Below are 19928 nucleotides of genomic sequence, written 5' to 3'. Positions count from 1 at the left end.
ACAATTATACCACATTTGATAAATGCAAGACTTTGATACGATCGTAATTGGCAGCGGTATTGGCGGCTTAGTCGCCGGCTCGATGCTAGCTCGCTACGGCAAGCGGGTTCTCGTATGCGAGAGCCACACCATAGCGGGCGGGGCAGCTCACAGCTTTTCGCGCCGGGGATTTCACTTTGATTCGGGGCCTTCTTTTTATTGCGGTTTGACTGACCCGCAGTCGTTTAATCCTTTGCGGCAAGTTTTTGATGTTTTAGAGGAATCGATCGCAGCAATTTCCTACGATCCCCTGGGGCATTACCATTTTCCAGAGGGAAGTTTGCCGGTTTATTCTGATGCGAGAAGTTACTTAGATGCTGTAGCTAAGTTCGCACCGCAAGGTGCTGTAGAATTGCAGCAATTTCAACAAAATTTATTAGTTTTGTATGAAGCTTTGCGTGGAATTCCGGCTTTAGCCCTGAGATCCGACTGGCAATTGATACCTGTTTTGCTGTCTCGGTACTCGCCTGCGTTGCTGAAGTTGTTGCCGTTGGTAGGTGCGATCGCGGGTTCTGCTGGTTCCTTGATGGATCGGGACGTGCGCGACCCTTGGGTGCGGCGTTTGATCGATTTGGAGTGCTTTTTGCTGTCGGGTTTGAAAGCGCACGAAACTGTCGCCCCGGAAATAGCTTTTATGATTGGCGAACGATCGCGCTGTGCGATCGAATATCCTGTAGGTGGCAGCGGTGCGATCGTCGATGCTTTAGTCAGAGGCTTGCAGCGCTGGGGAGGAAAATTGCGCCTGGGATCTCCCGTCGAGCAAATATTAGTTGAATCCGGCAAAACCACCGGCGTTCGCTTGAAAAATGGCGAAGTTATCCGCGCCCCAATTGTCATTTCAAATGCCACCGTCTGGGATACTTATACAAAATTACTGCGGCCTGAAGATTTGCCGGAAAGCTACCGAAAAACCTCCTTGTCAATGCCCGCAGTAGACAGTTTCATGCACCTGCATTTAGGAATTAAAGCCGAAGCACTCGAAGGTTTGACCGGCCACCACGTCGTCGTTCACGACAGCAAGATTGACATTACAGTACCCGGAAATACTTGCATGATTTCAATTCCTACAGTGTGGGATGCAACTCTCGCGCCGCCCGGACATCACGCCGTTCACGCTTATACATTGGAACCTTACGAAGGTTGGGAGTACGGCGATGGTTATCAGGAAAGAAAACGAGAGCGATCGCAATCTCTGTTTCAAGCTTTAGAAAAAATTATACCTGATTTGCGATCGCGGATAGTCTTAGAGTCGATCGGCACACCGCTAACCCACGCCCGATTTTTGCGCCGATATCAAGGAACTTACGGGCCTGCAATCGCCGCCGGAAAAGGCACATTTCCCGGGCCGCAAACACCAATCAAAGGCTTGTATCGGGTGGGAGACAGCACCATGCCGGGAATTGGCGTACCCGCCGTCGCAGCCTCAGGTATTTTGTGCGCGAATACTTTGGTAAATTCCGATGTGACAGCACAATTTTTGTAAATTGGTAGAGGAAGCGGGCGGGTTTTGCCAAAGATATGTTCGGCAACTCCAAAAATAGATCGACCCGCCCTCTCGTAACCCGTAAACTGCTTTCTGGGGCGCTGATAAGTGCTAAAAACTGATTATCCACCAGCGGCAAAAGCGCCCATAATTGCGATCGACAAAGCCAAACCGGGCAACAGCAGCAATCCTAACATCAAAGCATCGTGTCCGCTCATTATTTTCTCCTGATATTTACGTTCAACATTATACTATATAAACCGCCATCTTGCCTCGACCTTACGAATTAAAACCGACATATAGATTCAGGATTGACAGGGCAAATTTTATTAACAATGGGATTTCCGCGCAAGTCCAAGGTAGTTAAATTTTGCAAACATTGCAGGGAACTGATATCTGAGATTTGATTGTTGTACAAGTCAAGCAAAAATAACTTATTTAAAGCTTGCAGCGCGCTGCTATCGGAAATTGGATTGTTGAACAGATAAAGTTCAGTCAAATTAGTTAAAGATTTCAGCGGACTGATATCTGATATTTGATTGTTACCGAGGTTGAGTTCAATTAAATTAGTGAGCGATGTCAAAGGACTAATATCTGATATTTTATTTTGGAATAAGACCAATTTATTTAAGTTAGTTAGAGAACCCAGCGGAGTCAGGTCAGATATTTCATTTCCGAAGAGAAACAGCGTATTGAGATTTTTTAAGGAAGCCAGCGGGGTGATATCCGATATTTTATTATTGTAAAGGTAGAGTGTCTGGAGTTCAGTTAAATTGGCCAGAGGAGCGAGATCGGAAATTTGATTGTTGTAGAGAATCAGTGCATTTAAGTTAGTTAAATTTTTCACCGGAGTGATGTCGGAAATTTTGTTGTCAAACAAGACAAGTGCGGTAAGATTAGTTATATCTGCCAGGGGACTGATGTCTGAGATTTGATTGGTATCGAGAACGAGTCTTGTCAGATTTATTAGAGATGAAAGCGGACTGATATTTGATATTTGATTGACATCTATAATCAGAGTTTTCAGGTTAGTTAAATATTGCAGGGCGGCGATGTCAGATATTTGATTACTGCCGAGGATGAGATTAGTAAGTTGAGTGAAAGATGAGAGGGGGCTGATATCGGTAATTTGAAGATTTTTGAGGTTAAGTTCTTTTGTATTAGAAAGCAGTTCGTTGGCTCGATCGCACTCGGAAGTGTCTGATATTTGCAACAGTATTTCTACCGTATGTTTGGCGCTGGAAGAGAGAGTTTCTTTGTGCAAACACCAATCTAAAAAGTTATTATAAGTTGTTGTCATGGGATTTTAGATTTGCGATTTTAGATTTGCGATTTTAGAGTCGCGCGAAACCTAATTATGTAGGGTGCGCAATGCGCACCTTACCGCTGTAGCGCCTCAAACGACTTTTTGTGTAAGTCCTAGATTTGCGATTTTCGATAAGTATAGCAATTCTATTTCATTTGTAAATGAGATTTTTTTCGGGTTTTGAGAAATTTCAGCAAAAATTGTGTAAAGTAATCTTAACATCCTTAATTGAATTGCATTCGCAGGAGCCAAGAGCCAACTATGACACCAGAACTAATTTTTAATGCCGGTAATCTGTTCGTTGTGCCTTTCTGGGCAATTATGATTTTATTACCCAACTGGGGAATTACCCGAAAAGTGATGAATTCTTTTATTCCGTTTGCCGTGCTAGCCGTTTTGTACATATATTTGTTTGGTAGCAGTCTAACTGCGGAAAATGCGGCAGCTTTGTCCAATCCCAAGCTAGCAGATATTGCTAAGTTTCTGGGGGAGGAAACGGCTGCGGCTACGGGATGGATACATTTTTTAGTGATGGACTTGTTTGTCGGGCGCTGGATTTATTGGGAAGGACAGCGGACAGGAGTTTGGACGGTTCATTCTTTGGCTTTATGTTTTTTTGCTGGGCCCATGGGATTGCTTTCTCATATTGTAACTGCTTGGATTACTCAAAGGTTTTTCCCGAATTCTGAGGAGGCGGAAACTGTTACTTCATCGGTTTAGGCAGAGGGTTTTTAATACCTTGGATGTTATATCGCATCCGGTTGCATCGGAATGATTAAACCGCGAAGGCGCTCTTGTCGGGAAGGAAGAGAAAGAAGAAGGTGCAGTTCTTCCTTCGCGCTCTTTGCGTCTTCGCGGTTCATTTAATCTTACTATCTAACAGAACTCGATCTAATACAAGTCCCAATCAAACGGAATTGATATCAATCATCCATTTCTGGACGCAGAACGTAATTAAGCTGTCGCGCATTTAAATTTTATATTCAGGGCGGGCGGGACGCCCACCCCACAAAACTTTGATTTTTTTTACAGACAATTTAAAAGCCGCAACAGCTTATGTAGGGTGCACCTAAAGCACTTTACCGCTAGAAGTTGGGTTGGGGCTGGTTTATAAGTACCTAGTATGTGAATTGCAGATAGGGTGAACTCGCCCGTACAGAATTTTAAGAATTGGCTAGGGGCAGCACTAAACGAGCCACAATTAAATTGTTTTCTAACATTTCTAAAGAAAAGTTTCCCCCCATTAAGCGTACTGCTCGCTGACAAATTAAGAGATTTTGCACGATCGACCTATTTGCAGAAACGGCTAATATATCGGGTTGGAAACCGCCGTTGAAGGCAGCAATTAACTGTCGATCGCACGCGCCGCTATCGATCACAGACAATTCTAGCAAACCTTGCCCCAACAACTCAAAACGAATCTCAATCTTGTCACCAACTCCAGAGCGCCTGCAAGCAGCCGCCAGCAATTCGCACAGGATCAAATCCAGCTTGATACTGTCCCCGCGAACGCTCAAAGTCTGGCCAGCAGGCATCGACACAGCAGTTTCTCTGTGGACTTCCAGCAAGACTTGCGACTGTTTGACCAGGGAGGCCGTTCGATCGATCGATCGCCTCAGCAAAGCGCTCACAGGCACCGCATCTTGTACGAATTGCAACCGCCACTGCTCCTGTTTCAGCAGCAAATGAGTTGACCCCAAAGCATTGCCAATTTGCCGCAAAACCTGTTGGTAGCGCAAAGTTTTCAGAGCATCCTTTTGTTCCTTCGCCGACTGGAAAATCGACTGACTCAACTCCCCCAACTCCTTCACCCCCGCTGCCACAGTGCGGTAAAACTCTTCAAAACGGCGCTGTTTGTACCAATTGAGCAGCTCCAGATCCAATCGCTGCGACTCCTGGGCCGATTGCACCGCCAAATACCTGCGCCACCAAGCCAACTGAGATGCCATCGAGCTGAGTAAACTCACCGACAACTCCGACCACTGGCGGCCCGGAGCGTCTGCAGCCACCACAATGCCCGCCGGAGCGTGTTCTGGGGCCGTCCGCAGCGCCACTGTCAGAATCTCGCCAATTCCCGGACTGCGGAGCCACCGCTTCGTCGCCTGTGGCAGTTGGCTCGTGCTCTGTTGCAGCACGCCCCCTTCTGCCAGGGTTTGTTGGATCAAAGCATCTGTTTGGACAGGAATCACCGCCTCGGGATTGAGGGCAAATACGGGATTGGCAGCTAGGGCCGTCGCAATTGAACCTTCCTCCTCACCGGGATTCCAAGTAATTACGGCTACTAAAGGACAGGAAATTGTCTGGGAAAGGTGTTGAGCAAAGTTACGATCGAGCTTTTGCAGCGGCAACTCTGGGAACAACGTCGGTGAAGCTGCAGATATCGGTTGCCCAGATTGCTCCTCAGGAGAATGCTGCAAAACCGCCAAACCCGATTTGAGCGAGCGCTCAAATTGCTGATATTTGTCGATTTCCGCACTCTGCTGCCACGAGTGCAGGATCAATCCTAGCTGTTGGCTCACTAGCCCAACTAATTCTTGCTCAGATCGCCTCCAAGTGCGAGTTGCACTGTGCCCGACAACCAGTAAACCCTCGATCGATTTTCGATTGGCGATTTTCGATTTTAGATTGGGGTTTTCTCCCTCTTCCTTTTTCCTCCGAGTGGTCGATGCCAAAAGCGATCGCACCCCCGCCTCCGCCAGCACTTCCCGCCAAGGGCCCAACCGCCCGTCTTCTTCCCAATTTTCAATAGCCACAGGTGCGCTTTCTTGCAACAGCCCCACGTCAGCCACATCTAGGGCGTTGAGCGGCGACGGCACTGGCCTGCGGTTGCGGGGGAAATTTTGGCAGACAATCTCAAAGCGATTTTCTTCTTCGCCGTACAGCAGCAGCAAAAAGTATTCGCATTTGAGCCGCCCGCACAACTGCTCGGCGGTATTTTTCAAAGTCGCCTCCCAGTCAGCATCGCTGTAGATGGCGCGAGCTATTCCGGCAGTTAAATCTCGATCGATCTCAATTTGCTGAATTTTCTCCTCCATCTCCGACACCGGAGCCGTCAGAGCCACTAACTGCGCCACTCCCCGCAGGTAATGCTTTTCATTGTCTTGCCAAATCCGGGGTTCGCTGGCTTCGACTGCCAAAAATCCCAACAATTCCCCTTCCGAAACAATCGGCGCAGCCAACAGAGAGCGAGCGCGGATTTGCTGCATTAACCGCCCCGTCAGCTCAGTTTTCAGAGAACTTTGAGATTCACCGATCCAAACCATTTCTTCCCTGCCCAAAGCCTGATAAAATTCGCCCAAGTCTTGGACGGTGATGCCCGAAGCCGGTCGCTCGGGCCCGCCCAAACCCTGAGCAACTTGGCGGTTGCTGACTCGCCGCCAAAAATAGCGCCGCTCTCGCTCGAACCAATAAATATTGGTGCGCGTCGGCTCGATAAATTCATGAGCTTGTTCGACAACAGCTTGCAAGTATTGGTCGAGCGATCGCAGTTCCCCCAACTGCGAAATCAGCGCTAAAAGAGACTCGTCTGGGTGTTTGACTTGTTGTCGCTGCCAGTCTTTTTCTATTTGGTAAAGAGCAGTTGCCAGCGCTCCAAATACGATCGCCAACTGCGTTTTTTCCCCCGATTTTGGCGACGCTCCCCACAGGTCAGTCCCGAGCAAAATCACGCCGTAGCAGCGGTCTTTGTAGCGGAGCGGAAACAGAGTCGTGCCTTGAATATTGAAAGTTTGAGCTGCTTTGCGCCATTCTCCGGCTCTACTTTCCGATCGCAAATCCGGGACTCCCACCGGCCGGAGTTGAATCACCACTTGTTCCAGCAAATCCCCCGGACTGAGGGCAAACCGCTGTTTGAGAAAAGACAGGTCGCCGTTAGGAGTCATGCCACCTTTCCCGAACAATCTGTGGGCCTGTCGATCGTACAACCCGATCCAAATCAACCGCCAGTCAAATTCCGCTTGCAAGTAACCCAGTGTGGTCGAAAGCAGCACTTCAACATTCTCCTCTTCTCGCAGAGTCTGGAGAACCCGCTCCAGGGCCGCGATTTGTTCGTCTAAATCCTTCGGTCTTTGCTGCTGCCCCATTTCCAAGCTTCCCCGCACTTTTGTTCAATTTAAAATTACCAACTTAAAAATTTAAAAAATTAAAATGGAAAACAATCAACTTATAATATAATCGTCTCACTTATCCTTTAATCTCAAACATTGCATAAAGTCGATCGAAGTTGAAGTAACAACCTCGTCTTTGCTGTCGGCTCGTGAATACTTTTATTTCCCTTCTGATTTCTCATTTGTAAACTGCCCCAGTACAAGTCATTGGATATTTATCAATCAGGTGTACGGCCGCTGTTGTTTTCCGTATTGAAAACCGATGCCGAGTGGCTGCACAACCGCACTCTTCAAGTCCTCGAACTCGCAGCCCGAACTCAGTCAAACCCCGCAACCAGCCAAATGCTCTCCCGATTGCAGAAATCTTTGGGAGTGCAAGATTCTCGCCTCGAACAATATTTGTGGGGACTGAGCTTTAAAAATCCTGTCGGCTTGGCCGCGGGATTTGATAAAAACGGCGTAGCTGCTGAGATTTGGGCAAATTTTGGCTTTGGCTTTGCCGAACTCGGCACTGTCACTTGTCAACCGCAGCCGGGAAACCCCCAACCTCGCTTGTTTCGCTTGACGGACGACTGTGCAGCCCTCAACCGCATGGGATTTAACAATCAAGGAGCCGCGGCAATGGCAGCCCGGTTTCAGGCAGCACAGAAACAGTCAAAATTCGATGCCTCGCGCCCCATGCCTCAGTCTCGGTTCCCCTTGGGCATCAATCTCGGTAAATCTAAGGTAACACCGTTAGAGCAGGCAGCAGCGGACTATTTGGAGAGTTTTAAGCTGCTCAAAGATTGGGGCGACTATTTTGTAGTCAACGTTTCGTCTCCGAATACGCCTGGGTTGCGATCGCTCCAAGATGCTGCTGGGCTCAGCACAATTTTGGAAATTTTGCAACAGGAAAATCAGGGAATCAAGCCAATTTTAGTCAAGATTGCGCCGGATTTGGAGTCGGAGGCGATCGTATCTATCCTCGACTTAGCAAAAACCTACCAACTAGCAGGAATTATCGCCACAAATACCACCATCCGCCGCGACGGATTGAAAACACAAATATTGCGAGAAACAGGCAAACCAATCGCCGAAGAAGCCGGGGGAATTAGCGGGCTTCCAGTGCGAGAGCGATCGACAGAAGTAATCCGATTTATCTGGAAATATACAAAAGGCGAATTACCCATAATTGGAGTTGGTGGCATTTTCACCGCCGAAGATGCTTGGGAAAAAATAGCCGCCGGTGCGAGTTTAATTCAAGTTTACACTGGTTGGGTTTACGAAGGACCTTGGATGGTGCGTCGGATTCTCCAAGGTTTGTTGCAAAAGTTAGAAGAACGCGGATTTAGTTCTATTTATGAGGCAGTAGGTTCGGACAATCAATAGACATAGAACTGTTGACAGTTGACGGTTGACTGTTGCCTGTTGACTGTAGAAGGAGGGGTCAAAAAAATGAAAATTGCGCGAATTATTTGTTGGCAGCTTGATTCGACTTTACGCCCGACGATTAAGCGCGGATTTGATATCATTCCGGCCTGACTGCCGGAATTGATATGACTCACAGTGCGATCGCTAAAAAAACTATCAGGCAACACTATACCAACAGTTCCCTAACATTAATACTACAAGAAATCTTTTGTTTTCGAGCGATTTCAATCACTCTTACATCAAAAGTAAATCGGCGCTCAAAATCTTCAACACTCTTAATAATTAGATTTATCTAACACGAATCTAATCAAATATTTCCGCTAATTTCAAAGCATTAACTTGAGCTTGAGCTTTATGCAGCGACTCCTGCCATTCCCTTTCTGGATCGCTATCAGCAACAATCCCCGCACCCACTTGTCCCCAAACAACTCCCCCCGTCGTACCGTCACTTTTTGGTGCATATAAAAGGGTGCGAATCAAAATATTTAAATCCAGGTTGCCGCGCCAGTCCAAATAACCGCAGGAACCGTAGAATAAATTGCGCTTCACGGGTTCCAATTCTTCGATGATTTCCAGACAGCGCACTTTCGGACAACCTGTAATCGTACCCCCCGGAAATACCCCTCGAATTAAGTCGATCGCGTCGCAATCTCCTCTTAATGTACCGATAACATTACTGACGAGGTGCATCACGTGACTGTAGCGTTCAATGGTCAGAAATTCGTTAACTTTTACCGAACCCCATTCACAAACCCTCCCGATATCGTTGCGCTCTAAGTCAACTAACATAATATGTTCGGCTCTTTCTTTGATATTCTCTATTAATTCCTGTGCTAACTGCTCATCTTTAATGTAGGTTAAACCTCGCGGTCGCGTTCCCGCGATCGGTCTAGTATCCACTTTTTTTCCTAATAATTGAACGAGTCTTTCCGGCGAACAACTAACTATCGCCCCCCACGGAGTTTGCCAATAACTTGCAAAAGGCGAAGGATTGATCCGTTGCAAAGCGCGGTAAATTGACCAACTACTGCAATCTGTACGGGCTTCAAACCGCAAAGATAAATTAGCCTGAAAAATATCGCCCGCATGAATATACTTCTGAGCTTTTCGCACTATTTCTTTATACTCACTCTGAGAGAATTGGAAAATAGGAGTAGCGGAATTTTGTTGATAATTTTCCGGTAAATTATGCTCGATTATTTCTCGCTCGGTTTGCTCTAATTTATCCTGCATAACATCGAGGTGAGAAGGTTGACTCGCAGCCAACCAGAGAATTTGCGTTTGACAGTCTAAAACCGCAAAAGATTCTGGTTCGTACCAACAGCTAACCGGGAAAGGAAGCGGATCGGTATTGAGTTGGGGCAGGTGTTCGATTTCCCATGCTAAATCATAACCTAGCCATCCCAACCAACCCCCACTAAAAGGAATCTCCGGCGGTACATTCACTGCTGAATTTTGCTGTTGAGAGTCCAAAAGAGCGCGCAAAAAAGGTAATATTTCACCTACTGGCGGTGTCCATAGCTGAGATTGACCGTCAATTATCCGGGGAGAACCTGCACAAATAGAATATCGTGCCAAGTTAGTAGAAGATGTAACTGGACTTTCTAGTAGAACGGCCATATCGCGGGGGAAACCAGATATTGAGCTTGCACTGTCGGCAGTTTTACCGAGAAATAAAATTTGAAAAATCTCAGAGCCGCTGCGCTGATTTAGCGGAAGCTTTCGCCAATGCCAAGGTTGTATTGGTTTCATAATAAATTGCACTATGGTTAACACTTTCAGGACTTACGCAACAAGTCTATTTTGGCACTATTTGTAGTAGTAACTTGCACAGATAGCACCTACTAAAATCGATTGAAAGCGTTATGTTAGCCATTGCTTACAACTTTCCAAACATCTCGGTTTGCCGCTTTTTGGAGGCGTATCCAGCCCCTAACGGAGTTAATGAGAAATAGAGTTTGGCTACTGTGCAAATCCTCTAAGGTAATTAATTGTTCTCTGATTTTTCCCTCCTCTAAAAGTTGAGAACGAAACGTCCCCGGTAATAAACCGCACTTGACCGGAGGTGTGATGAGACCTGCGGGTGTATCGATCACGATATTGGCGATCGTGGATTCGGTGATAACTCCATCTTGATTCCACAGAAAGACATCCTGATATTCGGGCTGCGACTCCAAAGCCATTGTATAAGGCAATCGGTAAGTTGTCTTGTGGTAAAGAAATGGGTTTTGAGAATCGATCGGTTTGCGGGCAATTCCCACAGATGCACCGACTTTTAAGATACCGCTATCTAGTGTCTGAGCTTGTAATGTTATGTCTCCCTCACAAGATATTGTTAACCGTATTTTTTGTTTGACTCGCCCGCAAGTCATACTTAATGCTTGTAAAGCTTTGCTTGCTTCTGTTAGCGATAGGAGGAAATTAAAATAATCTGCCGATATCTCTAATCTTTTAAGATGTCTGTCTAGCAAAAAATAGCCGTTTTTGGGTTCCCATAATAATGATTCCAGCAATTCAAAGTTTGGCTGTTGTTGAATCATATTTTTGTCAATATAATGTAAATTAGGTAACAAGACAATTTTTAGACCCGCGAAGCGGTCTGTTTGTGTAATTATATAGGAAGTTAACTTAAATTTATGTTGCCTAAATCATTTATATTTCAATGGCACCTTGCCATCTGGCTGTTAATATTAGCCTTAGTGCTCACACCCCAGCCCTCAATTACTACGTCAGGCTAGTTACAAGCAACTACCTGCGCACCGATTTAGCCAAGGTTCCCGCCGAACCAATTGCCATTGTTTTCGGTGCGGGAGTTTGGGAAGACGGCACTCCAACGGCAATGTTAGCCGATCGAGTCCAAGCTGCGATCGAGCTCTACAAAGCCGAGCGAGTTAGCCAACTTTTGATAACGGGAGACAACAGCAGCAAAGACTACAGCGAGGTGAAAGCAATGCAGGAATACGCAGAAGCACAAGGCATAGCAGCTAACGATCTCACCCTCAATGGAAATTGGAAAGCCTGTACTATAAAAAGCACAGGCGAGGGATGAGGAATTGGATGTTAAAACTTAAAGATTCATGGCACTCTGGCAGAATAACCAATCTTTATTACCAATAACCAATAACCAATAACCAATAACCAATAACCAATAACCAAAAAATTTACTTGCGTTTAGAAAGTCCTGCCAGCGACCAAGTTAGACTCACCATCATCAAGCGTCCTAGAGCCTTCAAACCATCTTCACCGTTATTTTCAAATGCTTGAAACTCTGTTTGAGAATTATCATTTTCCGACAAGTCTTGAGTGGCTGCTGCTAGTGTTTCCAACTCCGCTTTGTCACAAGAAGATATCTCAAGGCTGACTTTTGACGGCTGATTTTCTTTTTCTATCATTTTATGAGTCACCTCCTTGAGTTATTGCATACATAACTCATACTACAAATATAAACTGTTTGTTTCCGGCATTTGGCTATCGAAGTTTTCCTACCTGACGATCGCCATCAGCAAGTGACGTGATACCCATCACTTAATTGTTATTGTTACTTACTAGCAATATTTTGATTGATCTGCTACAGTTAAGGCCTAACAATCAATTTCACGCTCAGTGACCTTAAGTTGAAAGTAAGCATCGGAAAACTCAGAATAAACTAAGAAAATAAAGGTGTAGATTTGATGGGAATTTATCTCGATACTGCAATAGTAGCAGAAGCCAAAGAGGCGAGCAAGTTCGGCTGGCTTTCGGGTATTACTACTAATCCAACCCTCCTGGCCAAAAGCGATTTATCTCCAGATGTGACGCTCAAACAACTGGCAAAACTTATTCCTGGGGAAGTATATTATCAGCTAACTGCATCTGATTTTGATGGCATGGTAGCAGAAGGAAAAGCGGCTTTTGAATTAATTGGACAGCAAACAGTGTTGAAAGTTCCGGCAACGTCGGCTGGTTTTCAAGCAGTAGCGCATTTGTCACCGGAAATTTCTTGCGCGGTGACGGCGATATACAGCGCCGCACAGGCTGCAGTGTCGGCGGAAGCTGGGGCAAAATATGCGATCGCCTATGTGAATCGCGCCACCAGATTGTTGGGAGACGGTTTTGCCTTAGTGCAAGATATGGCAAATGTCTTGCAGAAAACTAATACTGAAATTTTGGCAGCTAGCATTAAATCGCCGGAAGAAGCGGTGAAGACTTTATTAGCTGGAGCACATCATTTGACATTGCCTTTTGACCTGTTGCAGGCGATCGCCGTTCACGAATTTTCGCAGCAAACTGTTGATGAATTTGCCAAAAACGGGCGGGGAATTAGTTATTAAATGTTGCAATAGAGCAATACTCCGGACAGTTTTTGGAACGATACTACAAGCTTTACAGGCTAAGGATTGTGAAAAAGTCGAATTAAATGCAAGTCAGGGGTGGACATGACTTTGATTTAATTATCCACACTGGCTCAAAGTCAAGCGAGGATAAGTAATTCAGCCATAGAAAAACTGTCCGAAGTATTGATAGAGAAAACTTCATTAATTCGGGAGCAAGTATCATTCGCTCGCTGAGTGTATATGAGTTTGGCTATTTTGTCTACTGTGGGTAACATTTGTTGATAAATATGACTTTTATAAACTCAAGGTTATGAATTTTATGAATTGACTTTGAGAGCTGCTTATTGAATGATGTCAATCAACCGCACGGCATCTCCAAACTTGTACTCTTAAATGTCAGGGTTTATGACCATTACTCGCGTCTCAGTTGACTCAGCAGGCAATCAGGCGATCGGCTTCTCCTTCCGTCCCTCCATCTCAGCCGACGGGCGGTTTGTCGCGTTTTCCTCTTTGGCGTCCAACCTCGTGCCGGGGGACACTAACAGTACCGACGACATCTTCGTGCGCGACACGCTCGCCAATTCCACCACCCGCGTCTCTGTAGATTCAGCAGGCAATCAGGCGAACAACAATTTTTTCGGCGTCGCCTCCATCTCAGCCGACGGGCGGTTTGTCGCGTTTTCCTCTTTGGCGTCCAACCTCGTGCCGGGGGACACTAACAATCGCAGCGACATCTTCGTGCGCGACACGCTCGCCAATACCACCACCCGCGTCTCTGTAGAGTCAGCAGGCAATCAGGGGAACGACGGCTCCTCCATTGGCTCCTTTTTTCCATCCATCTCAGCCGACGGGCGGTTTGTCGCGTTTTCATCTGATGCCTCCAACCTCGTGCCGGGGGACACTAACAGTACCGACGACATCTTCGTGCGCGACTTGTCAACCAACACCACCACCCGCGTCTCTGTAGATTCAGCAGGCAATCAGGGGCTCGGCGAGTCTTCCGACGCCTCCATCTCAGCCGACGGGCGGTTTGTGGCATTTTCATCTTTTGTCCGCAACCTCGTGCCGGGGGATACTAACGCTAGCCGCGACATCTTCGTGCGCGACACGCTCGCCAATACCACCACCCGCGTCTCTGTAGATTCAGCAGGCAATCAGGGGCTCGGCGAGTCTTCCAACCCCTCCATCTCAGCCGACGGGCGGTTTGTCGCGTTTTCATCTTTGGCGTCCAACCTCGTGCCGGGGGACACTAACGCTAGCCGCGACATCTTCGTGCGCGACTTGTCAACCAATACCACCACCCGCGTCTCTGTTTCAGGGGCAGGCAATCAGGGGAACGACTACTCCTCCGACGCCTCCATCTCCGCCGACGGGCGGTTTGTAGCGTTTGAATCTGACGCATCCAACCTCGTGCCCGGGGACACTAACGCTAGCCGCGACATCTTCGTGCGCGACTTGTCAACCAACACCACCATCCGCCTCTCTGTTTCAGGGACAGACAATCAGGGGAACGGTTATTCCACCCTCCCCTCCATCTCCGCCGACGGGCGGTTTGTAGCATTTTCGTCTGATGCCCCCGACCTAGTGCCGGGAGATACTAACGCTAGTCGCGACATCTTCGTTTCTGACACCGGCAGCACTCCAGGCGTCATCAATACTCCTAGTAACAACATCAACGGCACTCCCGGCAACGACAACCTGATAGGCACGAACGGCAGCGATAATATCAGCGGTTTGGAAGGCGATGACGCACTCACCGGCAGACAAGGCAACGATATCATTGTGGGCGGCGGCGGCAGCGACAACCTGTCTGGCGGCAAAGGTTTTGACACCCTCAACGGCGGCTTGGGAAACGATATTCTTGTCGGTGGCGCGGGCAATGATGTATTTGTTTTAGGTGCGGGATTGGGAATTGATACCATCTCTGATTTCACCAACTCTCAAGATACCTTTCAATTAATCAATGGCTTGACTTTCGGACAGCTATCAATTTCTGCTGGAACTAACGGCACATTAATTAGAGTAGCCAGCAGCGGTGAAGTTTTAGCTTCTTTGACAGGCGTTGCTCCCAACCTCATCGGTCCTCAAGATTTCCTCTCTGTTTAAATATCTGTAGATTCTCACTTGCCTGCTGTGTTCTTTCGCCGAAGCTCTCACTTTTACTCAAAGAGCGCGATCGAACTTCGCCAACAATCCATCAATCGCTCGTCTATTTACCAAATTTGCAATTTTAGGGTGAGGACTTATGACTATTACTCGCGTCTCTGTAGACTCAGCAGGAAATCAGGCGAACAATGGCTCCGGCGATCCCTCCATCTCCGCCGACGGGCGGTTTGTGGCGTTTGCATCTCGTGCCCCCAATCTCGTGCCGGGAGACAGTAACGCTAGCCTCGACATCTTCGTGCGCGACTTATTAACGAACACCACCACGCGCGTCTCTGTGGATGCAGCAGGCAATCCGGGGAACGGCGAATCCTACGTCCCCTCCATCTCCGGCGACGGGCGGTTTGTGGTGTTTGCATCTGATGCAGCCAACCTAGTACCGGGAGACACTAATGGCAGCCGAGATATTTTCGTGCGCGACACGCGCTCCAACACCACCACCCGCGTCTCTGTTGACTCAGCAGGCAATCAGGGGAATGGTATCTCCAACCCCCCCTTGAGCAAGCCCTCCATCTCGGCAGACGGGCGGTTTGTGGCGTTTGTATCGACAGCATCCAACCTCGTGCCGGGGGATACCAACATTAGGGACGACATCTTCGTGCGCGACACGCTCGCCAGTACCACCACCCGCGTCTCTGTAGATTCAGCAGGCAATCAGGGGAACAACAATTCCATCTCTACCTCCATCTCAGCCGATGGGCGGTTTGTGGCGTTTTCGTCTGATGCCACCAACCTCGTGCCGGGAGACACTAACAGTAGCACCGACATCTTCGTGCGCGACTTATTAACCAATACCATCACCCGCGCCTCTGTTGACTCAGCAGGCAATCAGGGGAACGGGTTGTCCGGGTTCCCCTCCATCTCGGCAGACGGGCGGTTTGTGGCGTTTTCGTCTATAGCAGCCAACCTAGTACCGGGAGACACTAACAATAACACCGACATCTTTGTGCGGGACTTGTCAACCAATACCACCACCCGCGTCTCTGTTAACTCAGCAGGTAATCAGGCGAACAACAATTCCTTCGCGATTGCCTCCATTTCCGACGACGGGCGGTTTGTAGCGTTTAATTCTGCTGCCACCAACCTCGTGCCTGGTGACACTAACGGTAGTCGCGACATCTTCGTGCGCGACACGCGCGCCAACACAACCACCCGCGTCTCAGTTGACTCAGCAGGCAATCAGGGGAACGACATCTCCTTCTCTACCTCGATCTCGACCAACGGGCGGTTTGTGGCGTTTGATTCTAGTGCCACCAACCTCGTGCCGGGAGATACCAACAACACCACCGACATCTTCGTTTCTGACACCGGCAACACTTCAGGCGGCATCAATAACCCTCCAAACGTCATCAACGGCACTCCCGGCAACGACAACCTGACTGGCACTCCTGGCAACGACACCATCAACGGTTTGGCAGGCGATGACGTGCTGACTGGTTTGCGGGGCAACGATATCATCAATGGTGGCGACGGCAGCGATAACCTGTCTGGGGGAAAAGGTTTTGACACCCTCAACGGCGGTTTGGGAAACGATAATCTTGTCGGTGGCGCGGGCAACGACGTATTTGTTTTAGGTGCGGGATTGGGAATTGATACCATCTCAGATTTCACCAACTCTCAAGATAACTTTCAATTAATCAACGGCCTGACTTTCGGACAGCTATCAATTTCCCCTGGAACGGACGGCACATTAATTAGAGTAGCCAGCAGCGGTGAAGTTTTAGCTTCTTTGACAGGCGTTGCTCCGAACCTGATCGGCTCTGAAGATTTTGTCTCGGTCTAGAGATGGTAAACTGATTACTTGTTAAACCACTTTTACTCAGGGAACATGATTAAACTTCGCCAAAAATCACTCGCATTAATATGCACATTTGTGGCAGTTTTGCAACCAGCATTTACCGCTAATTCACAAGAAAGCAACAGCGAATTTAGCAAACTTCAATCGTTATTAGAAGCCAAAAAATGGTACGAAGCAGATCAAGAAACAGTCTCTCTGATCCGCAACAACCCCGCCAATCTGTCTTGTCCGAACCTCCGCGCGATCGATCGGCTGTGGATGCAATCGAGCAATGGCAAATATGGATTGACTCCACAGTTAGAGATTTGGCAGAAAGTCGGCGGTTCTAACTGTCGCACTTGCGAAGGTCAAATTCAAGATTTTAGCAAGCAAGTAGGATGGAACATGAGCTCGCAAGTAAGTCCTATACCAGGGGAGTTTCCAGCCCAGTATCCAACTGTTGCTTCATTAAGTTGGCAAAGTTATGTTGACAGCGATAAAAGCATAACTAGGTACAGTCTTTTTGCTGGCGCGCAGACATGGCAAGCGTGGAGAGTTACAGAATTTAACCTGTTTTCTACTTTTGCCAATTGCGGCAAGTAACAGTTGTAGGGCGGGCAATGCCCAGACTTCCACCTCGGAGTCGGGATGGGATTTATCGATCGCCTCGACTCTTCAATCTAAAATCTAAAATCTAAAATCTAAAATAGTAGGACTATGGCATTCGCCAAATCTTAATAGTACGATCGGGACTGCCGCTGACAAAAGTCTTGCTATCTCTGGCAATAGCAACAGAATTTACAAACTGAGTGTGACCAGAAAGAGTGCTTCTTTCTTTTCCCGTCTTCAAATCCCAAACTATAATATCTCCGCCCCCGCTGATCAAACTGCGGCTGTCCGCGCTAAAGGCGATCGTTCTCACCCGACCCGAATGCCCTTTAAAAGTGTGGGTGCGTTTCCCGTCTTGCACGTTCGACAAACGGATCGTATTGTCGCTGCTAGCACTTGCCACAATTCGCCCGTTCGGACTAAAAGCTACAGCATTAACCGCGCCCCCGTGACCTGTGATAATTCTTCTGACTTGTCCGGTGTCGAGATTCCACAAACGCACAGTTTTGTCATCGCTGCCGCTAGCGAGAGTTTTACCGTCCCCGCTCAAAGCGATCGCGTTTACTCCTCCGGCGTGGCCGCTCAAAGTCCGCAACCTGCTGCCGGTTCTGGGATTCCACAAGCGAACAGTTTTGTCATCGCTGCCGCTAGCGAGAGTTTTACCGTCCCGGCTAAAAGCGATAGCGTTGACGCCGGCTTTGTGAGCGGGAATCGTCCGCACCCGTCGTCCCGTCTTCAAATCCCACAAAATCACATTATTGTCGTCGCCCCCGCTGGCCAAAATCGAGCCGTCCGGGCTCACCGCCACCGTCTTGACCGATTTTTGAGAATGCACCGACTTGAGAGTCCGCACCAGACCTCCCGTCTTCACATTCCAAATTCTAATCGTCCCAGAGCTTGCGCTCACCAAAGTTTGACCGTCAGGCGACAGGGCGATCGCATTTACACTCCCGACATTATCCAAACTTTTTTGCAAAAACTGACTGCTAGGCAAACTAGAAAGCAGCCACACCGGGTTTGCCGGAAACACCCCGTAACGCAGCGAACCGTAAATTTGAGACCCGCCAATACCCAGCATCAAAACCGCAGTGCCCGCCAGCAACTTCTTTTTCCAATCAAAAACCTCTTTCCCGGTCTTGTTCAATGTCGAATTGAGAGGTCTGAGGCGGTTCATGGAACTCTGCTTCGTCGCCCCAGCCCCCCCGGAAGTTCCGCGAATTTTAGTTTGCCCCGTCGTCGGCAACTGAGTCGGCAACTGAGTTTCTGCACCGTCGAGATTAATTTCCTCCAAGCACTGCAAAACCATCTGCGGACTTTGAGGTCGATTTCCCGGAAAAGGTGCCATCAGGTAATCGATCACATTAGCCAACGGGTCGGAAACCTGAGGAGCTCCTTTGCGCCACATTAATCTTCCCGTGCGCGGGTTCTCTGGAAACGCAGTCGGCGGCTTCCCAGTCAGCAAATAAACAAAAGTGCGCCCCAAAGCAAAAAAATCCGACTGCGGAACAGCCTTCCCATTAGTTTGTTCCGGCGGCGTGTAGCCGGGGGAAACAATACCAGTCACATTTTGGCCCTGGCCCACCTTCGCGAAATAAGTCCCCGACACTTCCCTAGCAGTCCCGAAGTCTATCAGCACTAACTGCCCGTTCGGCTTGCACATAATATTGTGCGGCTTGATATCCCGATGAAAATAGTTGAGTCGGTGAACTTGGTCTAAAATTTCCGACAGTTGTTTGAGCCAGTTGAGAGCTTGTTCTTGACTGATTGGGCGGCCCCGATGTTTGAGCCAGTCTTGCAAATTGGCACCAGCAATTTTCTCCATCACCAGACAGTGAAAAGACTCTGTGGTGTGAGCTGGCGAAAATATAAAATAACCGTCGCGATCGACTTTTGGAATACCTGGGTGTCTCAGCCTGACCAATACGTCGGCTTCTTGCTTAAAAAGTTCTACAGCTTTGGGATGTTCTTTGAGCAGGACTTTGAGCACTTTTCGGGAGCCGTTGTCGTCCACTTCAAAGGTTCTGCCAAAGCCACCGCCTCCGAGAGGCGCGACTAGCCGATATCTACCTTGCAACAAAAGTTCAGACCCGCAGTGGATACACGCGGATTTGCCAGAGTTGGCTGGATCGGAGGGATTCGGGCATTTGGGATTGAGGCAATAACTCACAGAAGCCACATAACCCTGACTGAGGTTGCTCTATCAAGTTTTACTTTGACACTCTCAGCACTCTTGGTGACTGAGATTCTTGGTTCAGCGAAGTCACTTACCTTGACAGGATTACTCGAGCCAAAGTAGAGGTGTCTTCTCCTCAAGCGTGAATTCCGGTATGCCCTACCGTACTTGATTAGTCCTCTTGAGATAGTTAGGTGTTGATTCAAATAGGAGTTTTCCTAGACGGCAACACGGTTAGGTGTGACTGCGTACTCAAAAAAAATAAGAGTACGAGTTTTTATGTTGTCTAGTTATACTCACTTTTCAACTTATGACGATCGTAGCACACCTAGTACAAGACTCATGAGCACTCTTGATTGAAATCTTCCACTCTAGCTCAAGTCAAGCGGACTAAAGTCTCCCTGGTTTTCCCCATCCCGTCTGTTTCTATAACCTGGGGCGATCGCATCTAACGATCGGGTTGAGGCTCAAGGTTCTGTTGTTTGTCCCAGCCGATCGATCGAGGTCAAAAACCCCTCATGACAGCAGATGGTTGACAAAAAAATCAGA

14 protein-coding genes are annotated in these 19928 nt (G+C 48.0%); 8 read left to right on the top strand and 6 right to left on the bottom strand.

Annotated elements, in window-relative coordinates; translation table 11 throughout:
• Nucleotides 1–22: 22 nt before the first annotated feature.
• The gene (locus QUB30_RS25125) at nt 23–1522 is read left to right on the top strand and encodes an NAD(P)/FAD-dependent oxidoreductase (protein ID WP_333339061.1); all 1500 of its coding nucleotides are present in this window, start codon (nt 23–25) and stop codon (nt 1520–1522) included.
• A 286-nt stretch (nt 1523–1808) separates the two neighbouring features.
• On the opposite strand, the gene QUB30_RS25120 is transcribed toward QUB30_RS25125, so the two are convergent.
• The gene (locus QUB30_RS25120) at nt 1809–2822 is read right to left on the bottom strand and encodes a leucine-rich repeat domain-containing protein (RefSeq protein WP_333339058.1); all 1014 of its coding nucleotides are present in this window, start codon (nt 2820–2822) and stop codon (nt 1809–1811) included.
• Between the two features lie 267 nt (nt 2823–3089).
• On the opposite strand from QUB30_RS25120, the gene QUB30_RS25115 reads away from it, so the two are divergent.
• Nucleotides 3090–3548, top strand: a complete 459-nt coding sequence (locus tag QUB30_RS25115) for an ABA4-like family protein (protein WP_333339055.1) — start codon at nt 3090–3092, stop codon at nt 3546–3548.
• A 443-nt stretch (nt 3549–3991) separates the two neighbouring features.
• On the opposite strand, the gene QUB30_RS25110 is transcribed toward QUB30_RS25115, so the two are convergent.
• The gene (locus QUB30_RS25110) at nt 3992–6910 is read right to left on the bottom strand and encodes a GAF domain-containing protein (protein WP_333339052.1); all 2919 of its coding nucleotides are present in this window, start codon (nt 6908–6910) and stop codon (nt 3992–3994) included.
• 231 nt (nt 6911–7141) lie between these two features.
• On the opposite strand from QUB30_RS25110, the gene QUB30_RS25105 reads away from it, so the two are divergent.
• Complete coding sequence (locus QUB30_RS25105; protein ID WP_333339049.1) at nt 7142–8302, top strand: quinone-dependent dihydroorotate dehydrogenase; 1161 nt, start codon at nt 7142–7144, stop codon at nt 8300–8302.
• A 345-nt stretch (nt 8303–8647) separates the two neighbouring features.
• On the opposite strand, the gene QUB30_RS25100 is transcribed toward QUB30_RS25105, so the two are convergent.
• Together QUB30_RS25100 and QUB30_RS25095 are read right to left on the bottom strand one after the other, a co-directional pair.
• Nucleotides 8648–10096 carry an anthranilate synthase component I gene (locus tag QUB30_RS25100; protein WP_333339046.1) on the bottom strand — a complete coding sequence of 483 codons (1449 nt, stop codon included), beginning with the start codon at nt 10094–10096 and terminating at the stop codon, nt 8648–8650.
• 116 nt (nt 10097–10212) lie between these two features.
• On the bottom strand, nt 10213–10884 hold the full coding sequence (locus tag QUB30_RS25095) for an aminotransferase class IV (protein ID WP_333339044.1): 672 nt from the start codon (nt 10882–10884) through the stop codon (nt 10213–10215).
• Nucleotides 10885–11006: 122 nt separating this feature from the next.
• Between QUB30_RS25095 and QUB30_RS25090 the strand changes: the two genes are divergently transcribed.
• The gene (locus tag QUB30_RS25090) at nt 11007–11393 is read left to right on the top strand and encodes an ElyC/SanA/YdcF family protein (protein WP_333339041.1); all 387 of its coding nucleotides are present in this window, start codon (nt 11007–11009) and stop codon (nt 11391–11393) included.
• 112 nt (nt 11394–11505) lie between these two features.
• On the opposite strand, the gene QUB30_RS25085 is transcribed toward QUB30_RS25090, so the two are convergent.
• Entirely contained in the window at nt 11506–11736 is a 231-nt protein-coding gene (locus QUB30_RS25085; protein ID WP_333339038.1) for a hypothetical protein, read from the bottom strand.
• A 279-nt stretch (nt 11737–12015) separates the two neighbouring features.
• On the opposite strand from QUB30_RS25085, the gene QUB30_RS25080 reads away from it, so the two are divergent.
• From QUB30_RS25080 to QUB30_RS25065, 4 genes are all read left to right on the top strand, one after another.
• On the top strand, nt 12016–12654 hold the full coding sequence (locus QUB30_RS25080; RefSeq protein WP_333339035.1) for a transaldolase family protein: 639 nt from the start codon (nt 12016–12018) through the stop codon (nt 12652–12654).
• Between the two features lie 408 nt (nt 12655–13062).
• Entirely contained in the window at nt 13063–14763 is a 1701-nt protein-coding gene (locus QUB30_RS25075; protein WP_333339032.1) for a calcium-binding protein, read from the top strand.
• A gap of 139 nt (nt 14764–14902) precedes the next feature.
• On the top strand, nt 14903–16603 hold the full coding sequence (locus QUB30_RS25070; RefSeq protein ID WP_333339030.1) for a calcium-binding protein: 1701 nt from the start codon (nt 14903–14905) through the stop codon (nt 16601–16603).
• A gap of 45 nt (nt 16604–16648) precedes the next feature.
• On the top strand, nt 16649–17200 hold the full coding sequence (locus QUB30_RS25065; protein ID WP_333339028.1) for a GUN4 domain-containing protein: 552 nt from the start codon (nt 16649–16651) through the stop codon (nt 17198–17200).
• Between the two features lie 112 nt (nt 17201–17312).
• On the opposite strand, the gene QUB30_RS25060 is transcribed toward QUB30_RS25065, so the two are convergent.
• Nucleotides 17313–19382, bottom strand: coding sequence for a serine/threonine-protein kinase (locus QUB30_RS25060; RefSeq protein WP_333339025.1), 2070 nt, complete (start codon nt 19380–19382; stop codon nt 17313–17315).
• Between the last annotated feature and the right edge of the window lie 546 nt (nt 19383–19928).

The sequence above is a fragment of the Microcoleus sp. BROC3 genome, assembly GCF_036702515.1.
Lineage (GTDB): Bacteria > Cyanobacteriota > Cyanobacteriia > Cyanobacteriales > Microcoleaceae > Microcoleus.
The sequence above is the reverse complement of the archived record's forward strand: the minus strand, read 5'-3'. Positions and strand labels throughout refer to the sequence as shown.

Bases quoted from the DNA above. Each gene is read 5' to 3' on its own strand.
- QUB30_RS25125 (WP_333339061.1), top strand. From the start codon at position 23: ATGCAAGACTTTGATACGATCGTAATTGGCAGCGGTATTGGCGGCTTA.
- QUB30_RS25120 (WP_333339058.1), bottom strand. From the start codon at position 2,822: ATGACAACAACTTATAATAACTTTTTAGATTGGTGTTTGCACAAAGAA.
- QUB30_RS25115 (WP_333339055.1), top strand. From the start codon at position 3,090: ATGACACCAGAACTAATTTTTAATGCCGGTAATCTGTTCGTTGTGCCT.
- QUB30_RS25110 (WP_333339052.1), bottom strand. From the start codon at position 6,910: ATGGGGCAGCAGCAAAGACCGAAGGATTTAGACGAACAAATCGCGGCC.
- QUB30_RS25100 (WP_333339046.1), bottom strand. From the start codon at position 10,096: ATGAAACCAATACAACCTTGGCATTGGCGAAAGCTTCCGCTAAATCAG.
- QUB30_RS25095 (WP_333339044.1), bottom strand. From the start codon at position 10,884: ATGATTCAACAACAGCCAAACTTTGAATTGCTGGAATCATTATTATGG.
- QUB30_RS25090 (WP_333339041.1), top strand. From the start codon at position 11,007: ATGGCACCTTGCCATCTGGCTGTTAATATTAGCCTTAGTGCTCACACC.
- QUB30_RS25085 (WP_333339038.1), bottom strand. From the start codon at position 11,736: ATGATAGAAAAAGAAAATCAGCCGTCAAAAGTCAGCCTTGAGATATCT.
- QUB30_RS25080 (WP_333339035.1), top strand. From the start codon at position 12,016: ATGGGAATTTATCTCGATACTGCAATAGTAGCAGAAGCCAAAGAGGCG.
- QUB30_RS25075 (WP_333339032.1), top strand. From the start codon at position 13,063: ATGACCATTACTCGCGTCTCAGTTGACTCAGCAGGCAATCAGGCGATC.
- QUB30_RS25070 (WP_333339030.1), top strand. From the start codon at position 14,903: ATGACTATTACTCGCGTCTCTGTAGACTCAGCAGGAAATCAGGCGAAC.
- QUB30_RS25065 (WP_333339028.1), top strand. From the start codon at position 16,649: ATGATTAAACTTCGCCAAAAATCACTCGCATTAATATGCACATTTGTG.